The 18,585-nt window shown below is 67.4% G+C and carries 17 protein-coding genes; 12 read left to right on the forward strand and 5 right to left on the reverse strand.

The features are described from left to right. Nucleotides 1-4: 4 nt before the first annotated feature. Nucleotides 5-1,777: a DUF885 family protein gene (locus JD971_RS11590; RefSeq protein WP_202083559.1), complete on the reverse strand. Its 1,773-nt coding sequence runs from the start codon at nucleotides 1,775-1,777 to the stop codon at nucleotides 5-7. A gap of 134 nt (nucleotides 1,778-1,911) precedes the next feature. On the opposite strand from JD971_RS11590, the gene JD971_RS11595 reads away from it, so the two are divergent. From JD971_RS11595 to JD971_RS11620, 6 genes are all read left to right on the forward strand, one after another. Further along, a complete protein-coding gene (locus tag JD971_RS11595; RefSeq protein WP_202083561.1) occupies nucleotides 1,912-3,117 on the forward strand; it encodes a cytochrome P450 in 1,206 nt (401 codons plus the stop codon). A gap of 74 nt (nucleotides 3,118-3,191) precedes the next feature. Continuing rightward, nucleotides 3,192-3,995, forward strand: a complete 804-nt coding sequence (locus tag JD971_RS11600; protein ID WP_202083564.1) for an outer membrane protein assembly factor BamD — start codon at nucleotides 3,192-3,194, stop codon at nucleotides 3,993-3,995. A gap of 129 nt (nucleotides 3,996-4,124) precedes the next feature. Further along, nucleotides 4,125-5,789 carry a DNA repair protein RecN gene (recN, locus tag JD971_RS11605; RefSeq protein ID WP_202083566.1) on the forward strand — a complete coding sequence of 555 codons (1,665 nt, stop codon included), beginning with the start codon at nucleotides 4,125-4,127 and terminating at the stop codon, nucleotides 5,787-5,789. Nucleotides 5,790-5,960: 171 nt separating this feature from the next. Then, nucleotides 5,961-6,722, forward strand: a complete 762-nt coding sequence (locus JD971_RS11610; protein WP_202083568.1) for an SDR family NAD(P)-dependent oxidoreductase — start codon at nucleotides 5,961-5,963, stop codon at nucleotides 6,720-6,722. Nucleotides 6,723-6,923: 201 nt separating this feature from the next. Continuing rightward, complete coding sequence (ligA, locus tag JD971_RS11615; protein ID WP_202087610.1) at nucleotides 6,924-8,942, forward strand: NAD-dependent DNA ligase LigA; 2,019 nt, start codon at nucleotides 6,924-6,926, stop codon at nucleotides 8,940-8,942. Between the two features lie 118 nt (nucleotides 8,943-9,060). Beyond that, nucleotides 9,061-10,203 carry an ion channel gene (locus JD971_RS11620; protein WP_202083570.1) on the forward strand — a complete coding sequence of 381 codons (1,143 nt, stop codon included), beginning with the start codon at nucleotides 9,061-9,063 and terminating at the stop codon, nucleotides 10,201-10,203. 39 nt (nucleotides 10,204-10,242) lie between these two features. Here the strand turns inward: JD971_RS11620 and JD971_RS11625 are convergent, their stop codons facing one another. From JD971_RS11625 to JD971_RS11635, 3 genes are read right to left on the reverse strand one after another with little or no spacing between them, the layout of a single operon-like run. Next, nucleotides 10,243-10,989: a DUF2459 domain-containing protein gene (locus JD971_RS11625; RefSeq protein WP_236672070.1), complete on the reverse strand. Its 747-nt coding sequence runs from the start codon at nucleotides 10,987-10,989 to the stop codon at nucleotides 10,243-10,245. Beyond that, the gene (locus tag JD971_RS11630; RefSeq protein ID WP_202083572.1) at nucleotides 10,962-11,867 is read right to left on the reverse strand and encodes a 50S ribosomal protein L11 methyltransferase; all 906 of its coding nucleotides are present in this window, start codon (nucleotides 11,865-11,867) and stop codon (nucleotides 10,962-10,964) included. The genes JD971_RS11625 and JD971_RS11630 overlap by 28 nt, the downstream gene beginning before the upstream one ends. Further along, the gene (locus tag JD971_RS11635) at nucleotides 11,864-12,622 is read right to left on the reverse strand and encodes an SDR family NAD(P)-dependent oxidoreductase (protein WP_202083573.1); all 759 of its coding nucleotides are present in this window, start codon (nucleotides 12,620-12,622) and stop codon (nucleotides 11,864-11,866) included. Before JD971_RS11635 ends, JD971_RS11630 begins: the two co-directional genes overlap by 4 nt. Nucleotides 12,623-12,833: 211 nt before the next feature. Between JD971_RS11635 and sdhC the strand changes: the two genes are divergently transcribed. The 3 genes from sdhC to sdhA are packed head-to-tail and all read left to right on the forward strand — an operon-like array spanning nucleotide 12,834 to nucleotide 15,465. Continuing rightward, on the forward strand, nucleotides 12,834-13,244 hold the full coding sequence (sdhC, locus tag JD971_RS11640; protein WP_202083574.1) for a succinate dehydrogenase, cytochrome b556 subunit: 411 nt from the start codon (nucleotides 12,834-12,836) through the stop codon (nucleotides 13,242-13,244). Between the two features lie 18 nt (nucleotides 13,245-13,262). Continuing rightward, nucleotides 13,263-13,643, forward strand: a complete 381-nt coding sequence (gene sdhD, locus JD971_RS11645; protein WP_202083575.1) for a succinate dehydrogenase, hydrophobic membrane anchor protein — start codon at nucleotides 13,263-13,265, stop codon at nucleotides 13,641-13,643. A gap of 1 nt (nucleotide 13,644) precedes the next feature. Next, nucleotides 13,645-15,465, forward strand: coding sequence for a succinate dehydrogenase flavoprotein subunit (gene sdhA, locus JD971_RS11650; RefSeq protein ID WP_202083576.1), 1,821 nt, complete (start codon nucleotides 13,645-13,647; stop codon nucleotides 15,463-15,465). Between the two features lie 508 nt (nucleotides 15,466-15,973). On the opposite strand, the gene JD971_RS11655 is transcribed toward sdhA, so the two are convergent. Then, nucleotides 15,974-16,570, reverse strand: coding sequence for a hypothetical protein (locus JD971_RS11655; RefSeq protein WP_202083577.1), 597 nt, complete (start codon nucleotides 16,568-16,570; stop codon nucleotides 15,974-15,976). Nucleotides 16,571-16,672: 102 nt separating this feature from the next. On the opposite strand from JD971_RS11655, the gene JD971_RS11660 reads away from it, so the two are divergent. The 3 genes from JD971_RS11660 to JD971_RS11670 are packed head-to-tail and all read left to right on the forward strand — an operon-like array spanning nucleotide 16,673 to nucleotide 18,470. Next, on the forward strand, nucleotides 16,673-17,422 hold the full coding sequence (locus JD971_RS11660; RefSeq protein ID WP_202083579.1) for a TlyA family RNA methyltransferase: 750 nt from the start codon (nucleotides 16,673-16,675) through the stop codon (nucleotides 17,420-17,422). Nucleotides 17,423-17,457: 35 nt separating this feature from the next. Beyond that, nucleotides 17,458-18,132, forward strand: a complete 675-nt coding sequence (locus JD971_RS11665) for a TspO/MBR family protein (protein WP_202083581.1) — start codon at nucleotides 17,458-17,460, stop codon at nucleotides 18,130-18,132. A 26-nt stretch (nucleotides 18,133-18,158) separates the two neighbouring features. After that, nucleotides 18,159-18,470, forward strand: coding sequence for an accessory factor UbiK family protein (locus tag JD971_RS11670; protein ID WP_202083585.1), 312 nt, complete (start codon nucleotides 18,159-18,161; stop codon nucleotides 18,468-18,470). The last annotated feature ends 115 nt before the right edge of the window (nucleotides 18,471-18,585 follow it).

An 18,585-nucleotide genomic window follows, 5' to 3' on the forward strand; every position in this document is an offset into this window, starting at 1 on the left:
CGGCTTACCCGGCTTCGACCTCTGCCATCCAGCGTTCGATCTGCGCGTCGAGCACGTCCAGCGGCACCGGCCCCTGCGCGATCACCGCATCGTTGAACGCGGCCAAATCGAACCGCGCGCCCAGCCGTTCCTCCGCCCGCGCGCGCAATTCGCGGATTTTCAACTCGCCCATCTTGTAGCCGAGCGCCTGCCCCGGCCAGCTGATGTAGCGATTGACCTCCGCATCGATATTCGCCGCCGAAAGCGCGGTATGCTCGGTCATGAAATCGACGGCCTGGCCCTTCGTCCAGCCCAGCGCATGGATGCCGGTATCCACCACCAGCCGGCACGCCCGCCACATCTCATACGACAGTCGCCCGTAATCCTTTTCGGGCGTGTCGTAGAGCCCCATGTCGATGCCAAGCCGTTCGGCATAAAGGCCCCACCCTTCGGTAAAGGCGGTGAAATAGCCGAATTCGCGGCGCAGCGGGTGCAGGTCCAGCTCCTGTTGCAGGGCGATCTGATGATGATGGCCGGGCACCGCCTCATGCGCGGTGAGCGCGGGCAATTCCCAAAGCGGCCGCTGATCCAGCTTCGACGTGTTCACGTAATAATATCCCGCCGTGCCGTTCGCCGGGCTGCCCGGCTGGTAATAGGCGGTCGTCGTGCCCTCCGCGGTTTCTGCGGGGATCGCCCGGATGCCGTAGGGCAGGCGCGGCAACAGGTGGAAATAATCGGGCATCATCCCGTCGATCGCCTTCGCCTGCGCGGCCGCGGCGGCCATCAGCTCGTCCGGCGTCGCCGCGTAATAGGCGGGATCGGTGCGCAGCTTCTCGACAAAGGCGGCACGGTCGGGATAGCCTGCGTCGGCGGCCACACGGTCCATTTCCGCCGAAATCCGCGCGACCTCCGCCATGCCGATGTCGTGGATCTGCTGCGCCGTGTAATCGGTCGTGGTGCTGGCGCCGACGCGATACTGATAAAATGCGGGCCCGTCCGTCTGCGCCGAAATGCCGACCGTCTTCGTGCAGGCGGGGACATATTCGTCGCGCAGCATGTCGGCGGCCTCGCGATAGGTTTTCGCGACGACATCGGCGATGATGGCGCGGGCGCTTTCCTTCAACGCCGTCCATTCCGCCTCGCTCACATCGGCGGGGCGGGCGCGTGTGAACGGGGTGTAGAACCGGGTGTCTTCGGGCGCCGCCGCAACCGCGCCGCGCACCGACCCTTCCAATCCGCCCAATGTGACGCAAGGCAGGACGTAGCCCCCCGCGATCCCGGCGCGCGTATTGGCGATGACCTGCGCGCTGGCGGCGGGAATGGCATGCAGCCGGTCGAGATATTCCCTGTAATCCTGTCCCGATGCGAATTGCATCGAATCGCCGATCCCGGCCCAGCTCTGCCATGGCGAGGAATAGCTCGAAAACGCGATGAGCCTCTGCCCGAAGCGGTTGCCGTCGATCGATTCGGCGAGCAGGCGGCGCGTGATCGCATAATCCGCCTGCCGCAGCGGGGGCAGGACGGACGCGTCGATGGCGTTCAAACGGGCGAGGAACGCCGCATCCTTAGCGGCCCAGCGGTCCATCGCCGCGACCGAATAATCGCCGAGGTCGCTGTCGTAATCCTCGACCCCGGCGGCCGACGCGCTCACCGGGCTGGCCTCCAGCCGCGCGGCATAGATATCGTCCATCAAGGCGGTGAGATCGTCCGCCGGGGCGGCAGCGGCAGGAACGGCGAGAGAGGCGAGCGCCGCCCCGCACAGGAGCGGGAACGCGGAGCCGAAGCGGCGAGTGGTCATGATCGGCAATCCTTCGATGCAGGGCCAGTTGAATGGCGCGGTTCTGCCGTGCCCCGCGCCGTTTGGCTAGGTGCGCCGGCAAAGTGCGGGGGATAGGCTGAGCCCCGAAAACAATAAGAGGATGCCCGATCATCATGGCCAGCATTGCCCCGGCGGTTCGCCCCGATCATGTTCCCGAAGCCCGCGTCGTCGACTTCGACATTTTCGCGCCGCCGGGCGGGGAGCGTGATTATTTCGCGGCCTGGAAAACGTTGCAGGGTGGGCCGGGGCTGGTGTGGACGGGGCGCAATCACGGGCACTGGATCGCGACGCAGGGGGATCTGATCCGCGAATTGTGGGGCGATAGCGAGCGCCTGTCGAACGCCGCGCTCGCCGTGACGCCCGGCCTTGGCGCGGTGATGGACTTCATCCCGCTGCAACTCGATCCGCCCGAACACAAACCGTTCCGCAATGCCGTGATGCGCGGTTTCGCCAATCAACACGTCGTCGCGATGACGCCGATGGTGCGGGACGTATCGCGCGACCTCATCGCCGATGTGCGCCCACGCGGCGGGTGCGAATTCATGACCGCCTTTGCCGAGGTGGTGCCGCTGCATATCTTCCTCTCGCTCATCGGGGTGCCGGTGGAGGACCGGGCAAAATTGCGCCCGCTGGGACAACAGCTCACCCGGCCCGACGGCAGCATGAGCGTGGTCGAACTGCGCGACGCGGCGGACGATTACCTGCGCCCCTATGTCGAGGAACGGCTGAAGCATCCCGGCGACGATCTGTTCAGCCGCATTCTTTCCGTGCCCATCGAAGGCCGCGCCTGGACGTTCGGGGAGGCGCAGCGCATGTGCCGCAACCTGCTGTTCGGCGGGCTGGATACCGTGGTCGCGATGTTCGGCAATATCGCGGCGCATCTCGCCCGCTTTGCCGGGGATCAGGACACGCTGCGTGAGGATGCCGCCCGCATTCCCGCCGCCACGGACGAACTCATGCGCCGCTATCCCACCGTTTCGGTCACGCGCAATCTCGTGCGCGACATCGTGATGGACGGGGTCACGATGAAGGCGGGCGACCTGCTCTATCTCCCCAGCGTGCTGCACAATCTCGATCCGGCCTGTTTCGACAAGCCGGAACAGGTGGATTTCGATCGCGGCCTTTCGCCCGTGCGGCACACGACGATGGGGGTGGGGGCGCATCGCTGCGTCGGGGCGGGGCTCGCGCGGATGGAGGCGATGGTCTTCATCGAGGAATGGCTGGCCGGCATTCCGCCGTTCCGGATCGACCCCGACCGTCCGACGAAGATGCGTGCGGGCAATGTCGGCGCGCTGACCGAGCTGCATCTCGTGTGGTGAATGGCGGGTGCGCGGCATCGGATCGGCAAAAGCTTCACTTGGCGTTCACCGGGTCGCTGGCTATAGGCGATTTCATGACCGCACCTGCCGCACCCCGCCGCCGTTTTCGCACAGCATCCATCGTGATGGCCACCGCCGCCATGGCGCTGACCTCCGCATGCGGGGCGGGCGCGGGCACGAAGACCGACACCGCCTATGTCGCGCGCGATGTCGAATCGCTCTATTTCGCGGCGAAGGACCGACTCGACCGGGGACAGATCAAGCAGGCCGCCGCCCTTTTCGACGAGGTGGAGCGCCAGCATCCCTATTCGCCGTGGGCGCGCCGGGCGCAGTTGATGAGCGCGTTTTCCTATTACGCGGCGCGCGATTACAACACCGCGATTCAATCGGCGCAGCGGTTCCTCGCCATTCACCCCGGCAACAAGGACGCGCCTTACGCGTTCTATCTCATCGCGCTGTCCTATTACGAGCAGATCAGCGACGTCACCCGCGATCAGCAGATCACCGGGCAGGCGCGGCAGGCATTGACCGAGGTCGTGCGCCGCTATCCCGACACCGCCTATGCCAATGATGCGCGGCTGAAACTCGATCTCGTCAACGATCACCTCGCGGGCAAGCAGATGACTATTGGCCGCTTTTACCAGCGGACCGGCAAATGGCTGGCCTCGACCCTGCGCTTTCGCGAAGTCGTCGACGATTACCAGACCACGAGCCACACGCCCGAGGCGCTCTATCGCCTGACCGAAAGCTATCTCGCGCTCGGCATCCCGGAGGAGGCGAAGAAGGCCGCCGCCGTGCTCGGCGCGAACTATCCCGGTTCCGACTGGTACGAAAAGGCGTTCGAGCTGATGCAGGACAAGGCGCCCGATTACGTCTGATCGCGCCTGCCGAGGCTCGCTGTCCGCCGCGCCCTGCGGACAAAGCTGTGGAAAAGCCGCGCCGATGATGCCGTGGCGGGCGGCGCGTGCTGGCGCAAGCGGAGTTGCTGCGCGACAAGTGGGGCTGCGATGCTGACCTCTCTTGCCATCCGCAATATCGTGCTGATCGACGCGCTCGACCTCGCTTTTGCGCGGGGTCTGGGCGTGCTGACGGGTGAAACCGGCGCGGGCAAGTCGATCCTGCTCGACGCGCTGGGCCTCGTGCTCGGCAATCGCGCCGATAGCGGCCTTGTCCGCGCCGGCGAGGACAAGGCCAGCGTCACCGCCACGTTCGAATTCGAACCGCTGCCGCCTGCGCTCGCCGACGCGCTCGACGATGCGGGGGTGGAGATGGAGCCGGGCGAACCGCTCATCCTGCGCCGCCAATTGAAGGCCGACGGGGGCAGCAAGGCCTTCGTCAACGGACAGCCGGTCGGCGTCGCGGCGCTGCGCGCGCTGGCCCCTTCGCTCGTCGAATTGCATGGACAGCATGACGATCGCGGCCTCGTCAATGCGCGGGGGCACCGGGCGCTGCTCACCCGCTACGCCGATGCGGACGAAGGGGCGGTTGCCGCCGCGTGGCGCGACTGGCGCCGGGCGGAGGATGCGCTGGCCGCCGCGCGCGAACAGGCGGACAATGCCGCGGCGGAGCAGGATCTCATCCTCGCCCATCTCGAAGAGCTGAACGCGCTCGCCCCGGTGGAGGGGGAGGAGGAGGAGCTCGCGCTCGCCCGCGCCGACATGCAGAAGGGCGAGCGGCTTTCCGGCGATCTGGAGGAATTGCGCCATTTGTGGGCCGGTTCGGACAGCGCGCTGGCCCAATTGCGGAGCGCGGCGCGGCGGCTCGACCGGATCGCGCCGGAACATGACCTGCTGGCCTCGGCGCTCGCCGCGCTCGACCGCTGCATCGTGGAGGGGACCGAGGCGGAGGAGCATATCGCCCGCGCGGCAGAGGCGCTGTCCCACGATCCCGAACGGCTCGACGCCACGGAAAAGCGGCTATTCGACCTGCGCGCCGCCGCCCGCAAACAGGATTGCACGGTCGATGAACTCCCCGCCAAGATGACCGAATTGCGCGACCGGCTCGACGCGATCGAAGGCGGCGAGGCACGGATCAAGGCGCTCGTCGAAACCGCGTCCGCAACCGGCGCCGCCTATCGCGCCGCCGCCGAAAGCCTGAGCGCGTGCCGCATCGAGGCGGCGCAAAGGCTCGACGCCGCGGTCGCCGCCGAACTGGCGCCGCTGAAACTCGATGCGGCGAAATTCCGCACCGGCATCACCCGGCTGGAGGAGGAGCGCTGGGGTCCGCACGGGATGGATGCGGTCGAATTCCTGATCGCGACGAACCCCGGCGCGCCGTTCGCACCGCTCGCCAAGATTGCCAGCGGCGGCGAATTGTCGCGCTTCATCCTCGCCTTGAAGGTTGCACTCGCCGAACAGGGCGGGGCGGCGGTCATCATCTTTGACGAAATCGACCGCGGCGTCGGCGGCGCGGTGGCGAGCGCGATCGGCGACCGGCTCGCCCGGCTGGCGAGCGGGGGGCAATTGCTGGCCGTCACGCACAGCCCGCAGGTCGCGGCGCGCGGCAACACCCATTACATGATCGCGAAAAGCAGCGAGGGCACCGTCACCCGCACCAGCGTCGTCAGCCTGTCCGATGCGGAGCGGCAGGAGGAGATCGCCCGCATGCTGTCCGGCGCGGAAGTCACGCCCGAGGCCCGCGCCCAGGCCGAACGCCTGCTCGAGGATAGCTGAGCCCGCGCCGCCCCGTCCGGCCAACAGCCCTGTCCCTCCATCCCCCTGCCGACCGATCCCCCTGCCAACCCATCCCCCTGCCAACCCATCCCTTGTGACAGTGACCTTGACCCGCGCACCCGTTAAGGTCGCGCCCGTAACCCAAGCACACACATATCGGGAGATCGACGCATGGATCTGGGATTGAAGGGCCGCAAGGCGATATTGATCGGCGCGAATGGCGGCATCGGGCGCAAGGTCGCGCATGTCCTCGCCGCCGAGGGATGCCACGTCGCGGTGTGCGGCCGCAGCCAGGGCAAGGTCGACAAGATCAAGGGCGAGCTGGACGGCTCCGGCGTCACCGTTTTTGCCGACACGCTCGACGTGACGGACAAGGGCGCGGTCCCGGCCTTTGTCGAAAAGGCGGCGGGCGCACTCGGCGGGTGTGACATCTTCATCAGCTTCACCTCCGCCAATCCGGGCGAGGATACGGACGCGGCGTGGGAAACCATTCTCGAAACCGACGTCCTGTCGATTCGCCGCGGGGTCGAGGCGGCGAAACCCTATCTCGAAAAATCGGATGCCGCGGCCATCGTCTGCCTGTCGAGCACCGGCGCGACCGAGGAATTCATGGGCGTGCAGCCGTATAACGCGCTGAAGGCCGCGGTCATCAACTATGCCAGCGCCATGGCGCAGAATTTCGCCGCCGACGGCATTCGCGTGAACACCATCACCCCCGGCCCGGTCATGACCGACGATGGCCCCTGGGCGCATATCCGCGACAATATGAAGGATTTCTACGACGCGACGCTCGCGCAGATCCCGATCGGGCGCCTCACCACGGGCGAGGAGCTGGCCAATACCATTGCGTTCACCGCGTCGCCCGCGTGCCGGGCGATGACCGGCGCCAATATCGTCGTCGACGGCGGCTATACCAAGCGCGTGCAATACTGACACCCTGCGCGCCGCGCGACAGGAATGGGGCGGTCCGGCGACGGGCCGCCCTTTTCATGCGCACCCCTCTTTCTCGCCGGGCCGGGCGACGCTATCTGCGACCCATGACGATTGGCGAGGGAATGGCGCGTGGCGGATGACGGCGGTGCAGGCAAGAGCGGGGCAAGTGCGGCGGACGAGGTGGAGGCCGCGAACGAGCTGATGCGGCTGTCGCGGAAAATCGCGCGCGCCAACCGGCTTTACCATGCCGAGGATGCGCCGGAGATCACCGACGCCGAATATGACGCGCTCGTCCGCCGCAATACGGAGCTTGAGACCGCGTTCCCCCATCTCGTCCGCGCCGACAGCCCGTCGCAGTCGGTCGGCCACGACATCGCCGCGTCCCCGCTGGCCAAGGTGCGGCACGACGTGCGGATGATGAGCCTCGACAACGCGTTTTCCGACGAGGAAGTCGCCGAGTTTCTCGCCCGCGTGCGGAGGTTCCTGTCGCTGGACCCCGATGCGCCGGTCTGCGTCACGGCGGAGGACAAGATCGACGGCCTGTCCTGTTCGCTGCGCTACGAACACGGCACGCTGGTCCGCGCGGCCACCCGCGGCGACGGGCAGGTGGGCGAGGATGTGACCCCGAATGTCGCGCATATCGCCGACATCCCGCAGACCCTCACCGGCGATGTGCCGGAATTGTTCGAAATTCGCGGCGAGGTGTTCATGGGAAAGGCGGATTTCGCCGCGCTGAACGCGGCGCAGGAGGAAGCGGGGGCCAAGCTTTTCGCCAATCCGCGCAACGCGGCGGCAGGCTCCCTCCGGCAGAAGGACGCGGGCGTGACCGCGCGGCGGCCTCTTCGCTTCTACGCCCATGGCTGGGGCGCGGCATCGGATGTGCCGTGCGACACGCAATTCGCGATGATGAAGCGGATAGAGGAATGGGGCGTGCCCATCTCGCCGCTGCTCACCCGGATCGACGACGTGCCCGCGATGCTCGCCCATTATGCGAAGATCGGCACGGGCCGGGCCGCGATGGATTACGAGATCGACGGAGTCGTCTACAAGGTGGACCGGCTCGACTGGCAACAACGGCTGGGCTTCGTGGCGAAGGCGCCGCGCTGGGCCATGGCGCATAAATTCCCGGCGGAGCAGGCGGAAACCACGCTTGAATCCATCGACATACAGGTGGGCCGCACCGGCAAGCTGACGCCGGTGGGGCGGTTGGCGCCGGTTGTGGTCGGCGGGGTGACGGTGACCAATGTCACGCTGCACAACCGGGACGAGATCGCCCGGCTCGGCGTGCGGCCCGGCGACCGCGTGCAGATACAGCGCGCCGGCGACGTCATCCCGCAGGTGGTCGCGAACCTGACGCCGGACGCGGCGCGCGATCCCTATGTCTTTCCCGACCATTGCCCGCGTTGCGGCAGCGAGGCCGTCGCCGAGGAGGGCGAGGTCGACGTGCGGTGCACCGGCGGGCTGATCTGCCCGGCGCAGCGGACGCAGCGGCTCGAACATTTCGTGAGCCGGGGCGCACTCGACATCGATGGCCTTGGCACGCGCACCATTGCGGATTTCTTTGCACGCGGCTGGCTGGAAAGCCCGGCCGACATTTTCCGCCTGCGCGACCGCCGGGCGGAGATCGCCGCATTGGACGGGTGGCAGGACAAGTCTGTGGACAATCTGTTGGCTGCGGTGGAAAACCGGCGCACGCCCGATGCCGCGCGCCTGCTTTTCGGCCTCGGCATCCGGCATGTCGGCACGGTGACGGCGCGCGATCTGATGAAGCATTTCGGCACGTTGCCCGCGCTTCGCGATGCGGCGGAGCGGGCACGGGCGGGCGATGCGGACGCCGCCGCCGAAATCGCCAGCATCGACGGCGTCGGTCCCGTCGTGGTCGAGGCGCTCGGCGATTTCTTTCACGAGGATCACAACCGCGCGGTGTTCGAGGATCTGCTGTCTGAACTCTCGCCCCCCGAATACATCGTCGAAACGCGCGACAGCCCCGTTTCCGGCAAGACGATCGTGTTCACCGGCAAGCTCGAAACGATGAGCCGGGACGAGGCCAAGGCGCAGGCCGAGCGGCTGGGCGCGAAGGCATCGGGCAGCGTGTCGGCCAAAACCGACCTGATCGTCGCAGGGCCGGGCGCAGGGTCCAAGCTCAAGAAGGCGGCGGACCTCGGCATCGAGGTCATCGACGAGGCGACGTGGGCGCAAATGGTGGCACAAGCGGACTGAATTTTCCGGGGCTTCACTCCGCCTGCCGGGTTGTCAGCGCGGTCATGGCCGCTACGTGTGCGTCATGTTCTGTGATTTCAAACGCTTGTTCGCCGCATTTGCCACCGCCTGTTGGCTGATGGCCGCGCCGCCCGCCCCTGCGCAGGACGCCCATGCGCAGGACGACACCGTGGCCGCCGCGACGGCTTCGCAGCGCACGCCCGAAACGCCATCGACGCCCGCGTCCGACCCCGGCCCGGAGGAGGCGGCAAGCGAGGAGCCTTTGCCGCCGCGCCCGGCCTCGCCCGCCTACATGCCGACGACGCGCGGTTCGGGTCCGGTGCAGGTCGCCGTGGCGGAGGTTGCGCCCTATGCCATCCGGAATGCGGATGGCCGCTGGACCGGTCCGGCGCTCGACCTGTTCCGCGCCGCGGCGGAGGAGAGCGGGCTCGACTATACGCTGGTTCCGACATCGCCCGACGCCATCGGGCGCAGCGATGCCGCCGTCGCCTTTCCCGTGTACGCCACCGCGTCGCTGGCAAACGATGCGCGGCGCAGCCTGCCGTTCCATGTCGATTCGGTCGGGCTGATCGGGCGATCGCCGGGGGGCGGGTTCCTCGCCGGGCTCGCGGGGCTGCTCAATACCAGCTTCCTGCGCGTGGTGGCGATCGTGTCGGCGGTGTTGCTGGTGGTGGGGGCGATCTTCTATTTCGTGGAGCGCAAGACGAACGAAGGGCTTCATGCCGACGACGGGCGCATGCATGGCATCGGGCACGGCTTCTGGTGGGCCGGGGTGACGGCGACCACCATCGGCTATGGCGACCTGGTGCCGAAAACGACCTGGGGCCGGGTGGTCGCGATGATCTGGATGCTGTTTTCCATGGCGCTCACCGCGATCCTGACCGCCTATATCATCTCGCTGACCGGGGCGCGGGGCGGCAGGACCGCGCTGACCGAGGCGGTGTCGGGCCTTGCGGTGGGCTATGTCGCCGATGGCACGATCGCGGGCGAGGATCTGCGCGGCGCCGATGCCTTGCGCGAATTTCCCACGATGGACGCCGCGCTCGCCGCCTATGACGAGGAGGAGATCGACGCGGTCGCCGCCCCGTACCAGCAGGCCCGCGAAATGGCCGACGACCGGGAGGTGCAGCGCACGAGCGGTTCGGTCGTGATGCCGGTGTTCCGCGTGACGGAGCAGGGCGATTTCCGAGCCGCACTCGACCGCATCATCCTGTCCCCGGACTGGCAGTCCCGGATCGAGCGGGAATTCTCGGACCGCTGAGGCGCCCGATCACGGCGCGGCCCTTTACGGCGAGTCCCGTCACGGCATCGGCACCCATTTCATCACCCCGCCGGCAAACGGCGTCCATGCCCCCGTCGCAATGCCCGCCCGGCGCAGCACGCCGCCCGTCCATTCGTTGCACGTGGTGAACACCGTATAGGTGCCCTCCGCGTCATAGAATACGTCCTGCGGGAGATAGCCCGGATAGACCGCCCGGCGCCCGCCGCCTGTCCGCACGCTTTGCAAGATCTCCGTCACCAGCGCGCGATATTCCGCCCGGCTGATGCGCAGCGGGCGATAATCGGTCGACGGCGCCGGCCGGACATAGTGCGACACGTGCAGCAGACCCTCGCCGCCCGTCGCCACGATCCGCGCCACGGTGACGGGGGAAAGATCCGCCCATGTCGGCGTGCCGAGAAACACCTCCCGCTCGCCCCAGCCGATGGCCACGTGGGTGTAGGGCGCCGCGATCCGCCCGCCCGGATTGACGGCGAGATCGCCCGCCGGAAACAGCCGGGTCCAGTCCATGTCCGCATTGACGCGCGGCATCACGATTTCGGTGTGGACGCCATTGCTGCCGATCATGATCTCGACCGCGTCCGGCCCGCGCGCCTCTTCCCACCCGCGATGGGCGGGAAGTGAGGAGCCGACCCACCCCGCCACCGCATAGAGCGCGAGCAGGGCAAGCACCGCCGCCACCGCCACCGCGAGCCAGCGCGCCCCTTTGCGCGCCAGGCTCCGCAGCGGCCCGCGCAGCCCTATCGCCCGGCGCGCTTGCGCAGCCACAGGATCGACCAGTCGCCCCGCACCGCCCGCCGTGCGAGCCGGAACCCGGCGCGAAAGGCCGCGCGGCGCACGTCGCGCTCCTGCGTCTCCAGCAATCCGGCGAGCAGCAGATGCCCGCCCGGCACCACCGCCCGCCCGAAATCGGGCGCCAGTTCGACCAGCGGCCCGGCGAGGATATTCGCGATCAGCAGATCGTAAGGCCCGCGCGATTGCAGGATCGGCGAATCCATCCCCGCCGCGATGGTCATCGCCAATTGCCCCGGTCCGCTGCCGACGGGAATGCCATTCGCGGCCGCGTTGTCGATCACGACATCGTGGCATACCGCGTCGATGTCGCTCGCCGTGGCGAGCGCGCGCGGCCACAGATGCATCGCGGCAAAGGCGAGCAGCCCCGTGCCCGTCCCGATGTCGGCGATATTGCGCACGACGGCGCCCTGCGCCCGCATCGCGTCCAGCATTTCGAGGCAACCCGCCGTCGTCCGATGCTGCCCGGTGCCGAAGGCCTGGCTCGCCGGAATGACGAAGCTCCTGATGCCGGGCGCATCGCTGGCCGGATGGTCGGGGGTGTGGACGTGGAAACGGCCCGCGGTGATCGGCTCGACCCCCTGCTGGCTCAACGTGACCCAGTCCTCCTCGGGCAGCTTTTCGACCGTGAGCGGCGGCGGCGCGTCGAACAGGGCGGCGATGGCGGTCCGGTCCGCCTTGGTCGGGCGGCGCGGCAGATACGCAACGAGCCGCCATTCGAGCGGCTTCTGCTCTTCGATCTCGCACCCGGTGACGACGATGTCCTCGTCCCAGTCGGCGATGTCCTCCTGCCTGAGCAGCGCGTCATGCACCATGTCGCGCGGGGCGAAGGCCGTGATGATCCAGCTCGTCATCGCACGAAGCTCGCGCCATTGGCGTCGATCACCGCGCCGGTCATGCTTTCGGGCGCATCCAGCGCGCAGAACGCGGCGATGCGGGCAATTTCCTCCGGTCGCGCCACGCGGCCGAGCGGAATGTCGCGGGCCAGATCGGCGGCGTCGCTGGCGTTGGCACCATCGCCGACCATCGCCGTATCGACGAAGCCGGGGCACACGGTATAGGCGAGGATGCCGTCGCCCGCATAATGGCGCGCAATGGTCTTGCCCATGGCGACCAGCCCGGATTTCGCCGCGGCATAGTGCCAGTGATCGGGCGAATCGCCGCGATAGGCCGCGCGGCTGGCGATATTGACGAGCCTTCCGCCCGCGTTGCCGCCCTCCTGCCAGTGCCGCACGGCGAGCCTCGACAATTGCGCCGCGCTCGACAGGTTGATGCGCAGCGTGCGGTCCCACGCGTCGAGCCATGCGATGTCGGACAGGTCGATGGGTGCGGCGTCGAACAATCCGGCATTGTTGATGAGGATGTCGATGCGCGTCCGCCCCGCCGCGCGCACGGCGGCCAGCGCATCGGCCCACAGCTGCGCCGGTGCGGCGGGATCGTCGAGATCGGCGGAAAGCTGCGCGCGCCCTGTGGGTCCGTCGCCGCTCCCGTGGGTGAGCACATGCACGCCGCGCTGCCGCAACATATCGGCAATGGCCTTGCCAATGCCGCGCGTGCTCCCGGTGACGAGCGCGGTCGGGGCGGCGGGGTTCGTCTCTTGATCGTCCATCGCCTCTGGTTAGGGGCGCATGCCGCGCACGACAAGGGGACAGCGCAAGCACGGCGGGGGAGAGGGCCCGTGCCCGCCATCCCCCCGCCAAAGGGCGAGTTCATGCCAATTCGCCCTTGCCCTCTTCGCGCCATGGTGCCATTCGCGGTCGCAACACCAAATATGGCCGCGCGTGCCTCGCGCGGCCATGGCAAGCGCAGGGGAAGAACCTATGGCCGATGCAAGGGGCGGAAACCGCCTGGCGAAACCGCGTCCGCTTTCGCCGCATCTCTCGATCTGGAAATGGGGACCGGCGATGGCCGTGTCCATCCTGCACCGCGTGTCGGGCAATGCGATGGCAACGGTCGGCCTGCTCATCCTGTTGTGGATGGTCGGCGCGATTGCCGCCGGGCCGGACGCCTATGCCGATTTCGCCGCCGTCATGGGAAGCTGGATCGGGATCATCGTGCTGATCGGCATTTCCTGGTCGTTCTTCAACCACATGGCTTCGGGCATCCGCCACCTCGTCCTCGACGTGGGTGCGGGCTACGAAGTCGATCGCAACAATCGCTGGTCCACGATTTCCATCCTGATCGGCATTCTTCTCACCGTCGCCTTCTGGGCGGTGGTGCTGCTGGCCTGACGAAAGGGGATACGAACCATGGGTAACGGAACCAGGATCGGCCGCGTTCGCGGGCTCGGCTCCGCGCACGAAGGCGCGCACCACTGGCTGCTGCAACGCTTTACCGCTATCGGCAATCTCGTGCTCGTGCTCTGGCTGGTGTTCAGCCTGCTGACGCTGCCGGATTACGGCTATCTGACGATGGCCTCGTGGCTGTCCAGCCCGCTTGCGGCGACGGCGATGGTCCTGCTCATCCTCTCCACCTTCTGGCACGCGCGGCTCGGCATGCAGGTCATGATCGAGGATTACGTGCATGGCGCGAACCGTTTCGCCGCCATCGTGCTGTTGAACCTGTTCTTTGTCGCGGGCGGTGTGTTCGGCATCGTGTCCGTGATCCGCATCGCGCTGGGAGGCGCATAAGATGGCCGACGCTTCGACTCAGCCCGCCTATCAGATCATCGACCACACCTACGACACGATCGTCGTGGGTGCGGGCGGTTCCGGCCTGCGCGCCACCATGGGCAGCGCGGAAGCGGGCCTGAAGACCGCCTGCATCACCAAGGTGTTTCCGACCCGTTCGCACACCGTCGCGGCACAGGGCGGCATCGCCGCATCGCTCGGCAATAACACGCCCGATCACTGGTCGTGGCACATGTACGACACGGTGAAGGGGTCCGACTGGCTCGGCGACCAGGACGCGATCGAATATCTCGTGCGCGAGGCACCGCAGGCGGTGTACGAACTCGAACACGCCGGCGTGCCGTTTTCGCGCAATCCCGAAGGCACCATTTATCAGCGTCCCTTCGGCGGCCACATGCAGAACATGGGCGAAGGCCCCCCGGTGCAGCGTACCTGCGCCGCCGCCGACCGCACCGGCCACGCGATGCTCCACGCCCTTTATCAGCAATCGCTGAAATATGACGCGGACTTCTTCATCGAATATTTCGCGATCGACCTCATCATGGTCAATGGCCAGTGCAAGGGCGTCATCGCCATGTGCATGGACGATGGCTCGATCCACCGGTTCCGCGGCCATGCGGTCGTGCTGGCGACGGGCGGCTATGGCCGGTCCTATTTCACCGCCACGTCGGCGCACACCTGCACCGGCGACGGCAATGCCATGGTGCTGCGCGCCGGCCTCCCGCTTCAGGACATGGAATTCGTGCAGTTCCACCCGACCGGCATCTACGGCGCGGGCGTGCTCATCACCGAGGGCGCGCGCGGCGAGGGCGGTTACCTCACCAATTCCGAGGGTGAGCGGTTCATGGAACGCTACGCCCCCTCGGCCAAGGATCTGGCCAGCCGCGACGTGGTGTCGCGCTCCATGGCGCTCGAAATCCGCGAAGGGCGCGGCGTCGGCGCGGAAAGCGACCATATCTTCCTGCACCTCGATCACATCGATCCCAAGGTGCTGGCCGAACGGCTTCCCGGCATTACCGAGAGCGGCAAGATCTTTGCCGGCGTCGACCTCACGCGGCAGCCTTTGCCGGTGGTGCCGACCGTCCATTACAACATGGGCGGCATCCCCACGAACTATCACGGCGAGGTGATGACCATCGGCCCGGACGGCGACCCCGAAACCGTGGTCCCCGGCCTGTTCGCGGTGGGCGAGGCGGCCTGCGTGTCCGTCCACGGGGCGAACCGGCTCGGCTCCAACTCGCTGATCGATCTCGTGGTGTTCGGCAGCGCGACGGGCCACCGGTTGAAGGAGCTGGTGAAGCCCGGAACGTCGCATGACGGCCTGCCGTCTGACAGCGCCGATTTCGCGCTCTCGCGGCTGGACCATTTCCGCCATGCGAAGGGCGGCTCGCCCACGGCGCAGATCCGCGGCGAGATGCAGCGCACCATGTCGGGCCACGCCGCCGTGTTCCGCACGGACGAGCTGATGCAGGAAGGCAAGGCCAAGCTGGAGCAGGTCTATCGCCGGATGGAGGACATCCACGTCACCGACCGTTCGCTCATCTGGAACAGCGACCTGATCGAGACGCTGGAGCTCGACAATCTCATCGGGCAGGCCGCCGTCACGATGCATTCCGCCGCCAATCGCAAGGAAAGCCGCGGCGCCCATGCGCACGAGGATTATCCCGATCGCGACGATGCCAACTGGATGAAGCACACCGCGGCGTGGTTCGACGGCTGGGGCGGCAAGGGCGGCGGGGTCAAGATCGACTATCGCCCGGTGCATGATTTCACGCTCACCGACGACATCAAATATATCGAACCGAAAAAGCGCGTTTATTGATACGCCACACGGGGGCCGGGGTCGCACGATCCCGGCCTTTTTCGTGGTGCCGGATACAGAGAAAGCCCGAAGCAGGTATCCCCGCTTCGGGCTTTCGCATGGTCAGCGAATGGAAGTGCCGCCCTTGGGTGCCTTTATCGCCTCAGACGTTCGGCGATAATGCTCCCCGGACATTTTCCGACCTCTGTGCTGGACCATGAGACATCGGATCACCTCCTTTCGCGACGGGATTCAGGGTTGCCGTGCGGCGCAAGGTCCCGCGTTGCCTTGCGGACGGCCGGTCCGGGGCATGCGGTGCGCAGTGCCCCTTTCCTGCGCCGCAATCTGCGTCCGCCGCGGCATTCAGGCAAGACTTGAAATCGAAAATTTCGCTGTCATTATCGGAGCCTTCGCGTGCGGCGACGGCCCATGCGACGCCCGAATTTGCGCCTCCCCGACCCATGCCGCCCATCGCCCGCCACCGGGCCGCGACACGCGCCGGATGCTTATCCCCGGCGAATCGCTGGCTTTACCGGCAATCCTCGGCAACGCGGGCGATTTCGGCCCATGTCGGCATATAGAGCGTGCGTGTCCCCGGCGCCGCGACCGCAAAACGCCCGCGCGAAAAGATCATCGCGTCGATGATCGGATCGTGCGGCGCCAGCGTCGCCACCACCTGCCCATTCGCCGCAGGCTGCGCGGTGAGCATCTTCGTCTGCGAGGTGGTGGTGATCGTCATGGTCGTCGCCCGCGCATCGGGGGTCATGCGCCATAGCTTGATCTGCCGGTTGCCCGGCTCGCACGCCATCACGAAATCCGCCACGTCGGACCCGAACAGCGCGCGGGTCGCATTGGCATCGGCGCGATAGGTCCACTCGCCCGCCGAGATCGGCGCATCGCGCCAGTCGTCCGGCACCGCGACCGGCGGCAGCGGGGCGGGAACGGGCGATGGTGCGGGCGCCGGCGTCGTCGGGGCCGGTTCGCGCACCGTCGGCGCGCAGGCGGCCAGCCCCAGCCCGGTGAGCAGCACCGCCGCCCCCGTCATGGTCCAGCATCGGCGCATGGCGCGCGCGGCCTGTTTCCGGCGGGTGTGCATTTCGGGCGTATCGTCATGGCTTGGCGTCATGGCGCGCTTATGCGAAGAGGACGCGCCCGGCACAAGCGGCAAACGTCGAACCGGTCCGCCCCCGCGATTTCGCGCGTCGAACATTTCGGATAGCCACGCATCATGCCCGCACCTGCAAAGCCCGCCAAAACCCGCGTCGATCAATTGCTGGTCGATCGCGGCCTCGCCGAAAGCCGCACGCGGGCGCAGGCGCTCGTGATGGCGGGGCTGGTGTTTGCGGGCGAGACGAAGATCGCGAAGCCGGGACAGCAGATCCGCGCCGATGCCGCGCTCGACGTGCGCGGGCGGGACCATCCCTGGGTGTCGCGCGGGGGGATCAAGCTTGCCCACGCGCTCGAAACCTTCGCGCTCGATCCCACAGGGGCCGTTGCCATGGACATCGGCAGCTCCACCGGCGGGTTCACCGACGTGCTGCTTCAAAATGGCGCCGCGCATGTGTTCGCGGTCGATTCGGGCACGAATCAGCTCGCATGGAAATTGCGGCAGGACGAGCGCGTCACCGTGTTGGAACAGACCAGCGCGCGCATCCTTACGCCGGATCATATCACGCAAGGCTGCAACTGGGTCGTGTGCGATGCGAGCTTCATCGGCCTGGCCAAGGTGCTGGAGGTGCCACTCGCGCTCGCCGCACCACACGCGACGCTCGTCGCGCTGATCAAGCCGCAGTTCGAAGTGGGCCGCGGCGAGGTCGGCAAGGGCGGGGTGGTGCGCGATCCCGCCCTGCACGACCGCGTCACGCAGGAGGTGCGCGAATGGCTCACCGGCATCGGCTGGAGCGTGCGCGGCCTGACGCAAAGCCCGATCACCGGGCCGGAGGGGAATGTCGAATTCCTGATCTGGGCAGAGCGCTGAGGGAACGGAGCGGCCTGCGCCTGCGTTTTGATGCCATGACAGACCCGAACCAACGCCCCGACGATCCCCACGCCCCCCGCGAAAGCGCCCCGACCACGCCGGTATCGGCGCGCGTCGGGGACCATGACGGCCGCGATGGCGACGGGGTTCATCATGGCGGGGAGGGCGCGGAAACGGCCACCCCCGTCACGACGGATGCGGCGGAGGCGAAACCGGAGCATGTTCCTGCCCATCGGCAGAAATCGCTTCTCTGGTGGGCGCTGCTGCTCGTGCCGGCGGTGGTCGCCGCGGGGCTGGTCGTCGGGCAGCTTTCGGGGTCGGGGGAGAGCGATCCCTGGTTCGCTTCGCTGGTAAAGCCGGACATCTATCCGCCCGGCTGGCTGTTCGGCGCGGTGTGGACGATCCTTTATGCGCTGATGGGGTTTGCCCTCGCGCTGGTGGTGGCGAGCGACCGGCGCGCGTATAAAGGCTCCGCGGTCGCGGTGTTCCTCATTCAGCTTGCGGTGAATCTGGCCTGGTCGCCGATCTTTTTCGGCGCGCATCTCATCGGGCTGGCGTTCTTCTGGATCCTGCTCATGCTGGTGCTGATCATCACGACGATGGCGATTTTTGCAAAGGTCAGCCGGCTCGCCGCCGCGCTGCTCGTGCCCTATCTCGCCTGGGTGTCGTTCGCGGCAATCCTGAACCTGCAAATCTGGCAGTTGAACTGAACGCGGAAAAGGACCACATTCGCCTCATGCAAAGCGACAACCCCCGGATCTCCGACCTCACCCGCATGATCACCGCCGCGGCCGGCACCTTTGCCGGCATGGGGCGCGAAGCGTCGGAGGCCGCGCGCGAACGTTTGAAAGAGGCGATGGGCGGGCTCGACTTCGTCAGCCGCGAGGAGTTCGAGGCGGTGAAGCAGATGGCCGCCGCTGCCCGCACGCAGAATGACGCGCTCGCCGCCCGCATCGCCAGGCTGGAGGCGAAACACGCCGGGCAGGGCGACGATACCGCGGAAAGCGACGCCACCCCCAAACAGCCCGACGATTATACCGGACTCTGACGCCAGCCCGCCGGTTCTGGCGCGCTGATCCGGCATACGGGCCTGTTCCTGCACGCGGGGTACAGGTCCCTCGCAATCGCATCCGTCATCGGACCGACACGGGAACCGGGCCACG

The organism is Croceicoccus sp. YJ47, assembly GCF_016745095.1.
GTDB lineage: Bacteria > Pseudomonadota > Alphaproteobacteria > Sphingomonadales > Sphingomonadaceae > Croceicoccus.

Bases quoted from the DNA above. Each gene is read 5' to 3' on its own strand.
- JD971_RS11600 (WP_202083564.1), top strand. From the start codon at position 3,192: ATGACCGCACCTGCCGCACCCCGCCGCCGTTTTCGCACAGCATCCATC.
- JD971_RS11665 (WP_202083581.1), top strand. From the start codon at position 17,458: ATGACAGACCCGAACCAACGCCCCGACGATCCCCACGCCCCCCGCGAA.
- JD971_RS11595 (WP_202083561.1), top strand. From the start codon at position 1,912: ATGGCCAGCATTGCCCCGGCGGTTCGCCCCGATCATGTTCCCGAAGCC.
- JD971_RS11655 (WP_202083577.1), bottom strand. From the start codon at position 16,570: ATGACGCCAAGCCATGACGATACGCCCGAAATGCACACCCGCCGGAAA.
- JD971_RS11635 (WP_202083573.1), bottom strand. From the start codon at position 12,622: ATGGACGATCAAGAGACGAACCCCGCCGCCCCGACCGCGCTCGTCACC.
- JD971_RS11610 (WP_202083568.1), top strand. From the start codon at position 5,961: ATGGATCTGGGATTGAAGGGCCGCAAGGCGATATTGATCGGCGCGAAT.
- JD971_RS11590 (WP_202083559.1), bottom strand. From the start codon at position 1,777: ATGACCACTCGCCGCTTCGGCTCCGCGTTCCCGCTCCTGTGCGGGGCG.
- JD971_RS11630 (WP_202083572.1), bottom strand. From the start codon at position 11,867: ATGACGAGCTGGATCATCACGGCCTTCGCCCCGCGCGACATGGTGCAT.
- sdhD (WP_202083575.1), top strand. From the start codon at position 13,263: ATGGGTAACGGAACCAGGATCGGCCGCGTTCGCGGGCTCGGCTCCGCG.
- sdhC (WP_202083574.1), top strand. From the start codon at position 12,834: ATGGCCGATGCAAGGGGCGGAAACCGCCTGGCGAAACCGCGTCCGCTT.
- JD971_RS11670 (WP_202083585.1), top strand. From the start codon at position 18,159: ATGCAAAGCGACAACCCCCGGATCTCCGACCTCACCCGCATGATCACC.
- sdhA (WP_202083576.1), top strand. From the start codon at position 13,645: ATGGCCGACGCTTCGACTCAGCCCGCCTATCAGATCATCGACCACACC.
- ligA (WP_202087610.1), top strand. From the start codon at position 6,924: ATGCGGCTGTCGCGGAAAATCGCGCGCGCCAACCGGCTTTACCATGCC.
- recN (WP_202083566.1), top strand. From the start codon at position 4,125: ATGCTGACCTCTCTTGCCATCCGCAATATCGTGCTGATCGACGCGCTC.
- JD971_RS11660 (WP_202083579.1), top strand. From the start codon at position 16,673: ATGCCCGCACCTGCAAAGCCCGCCAAAACCCGCGTCGATCAATTGCTG.
- JD971_RS11620 (WP_202083570.1), top strand. From the start codon at position 9,061: ATGGCCGCGCCGCCCGCCCCTGCGCAGGACGCCCATGCGCAGGACGAC.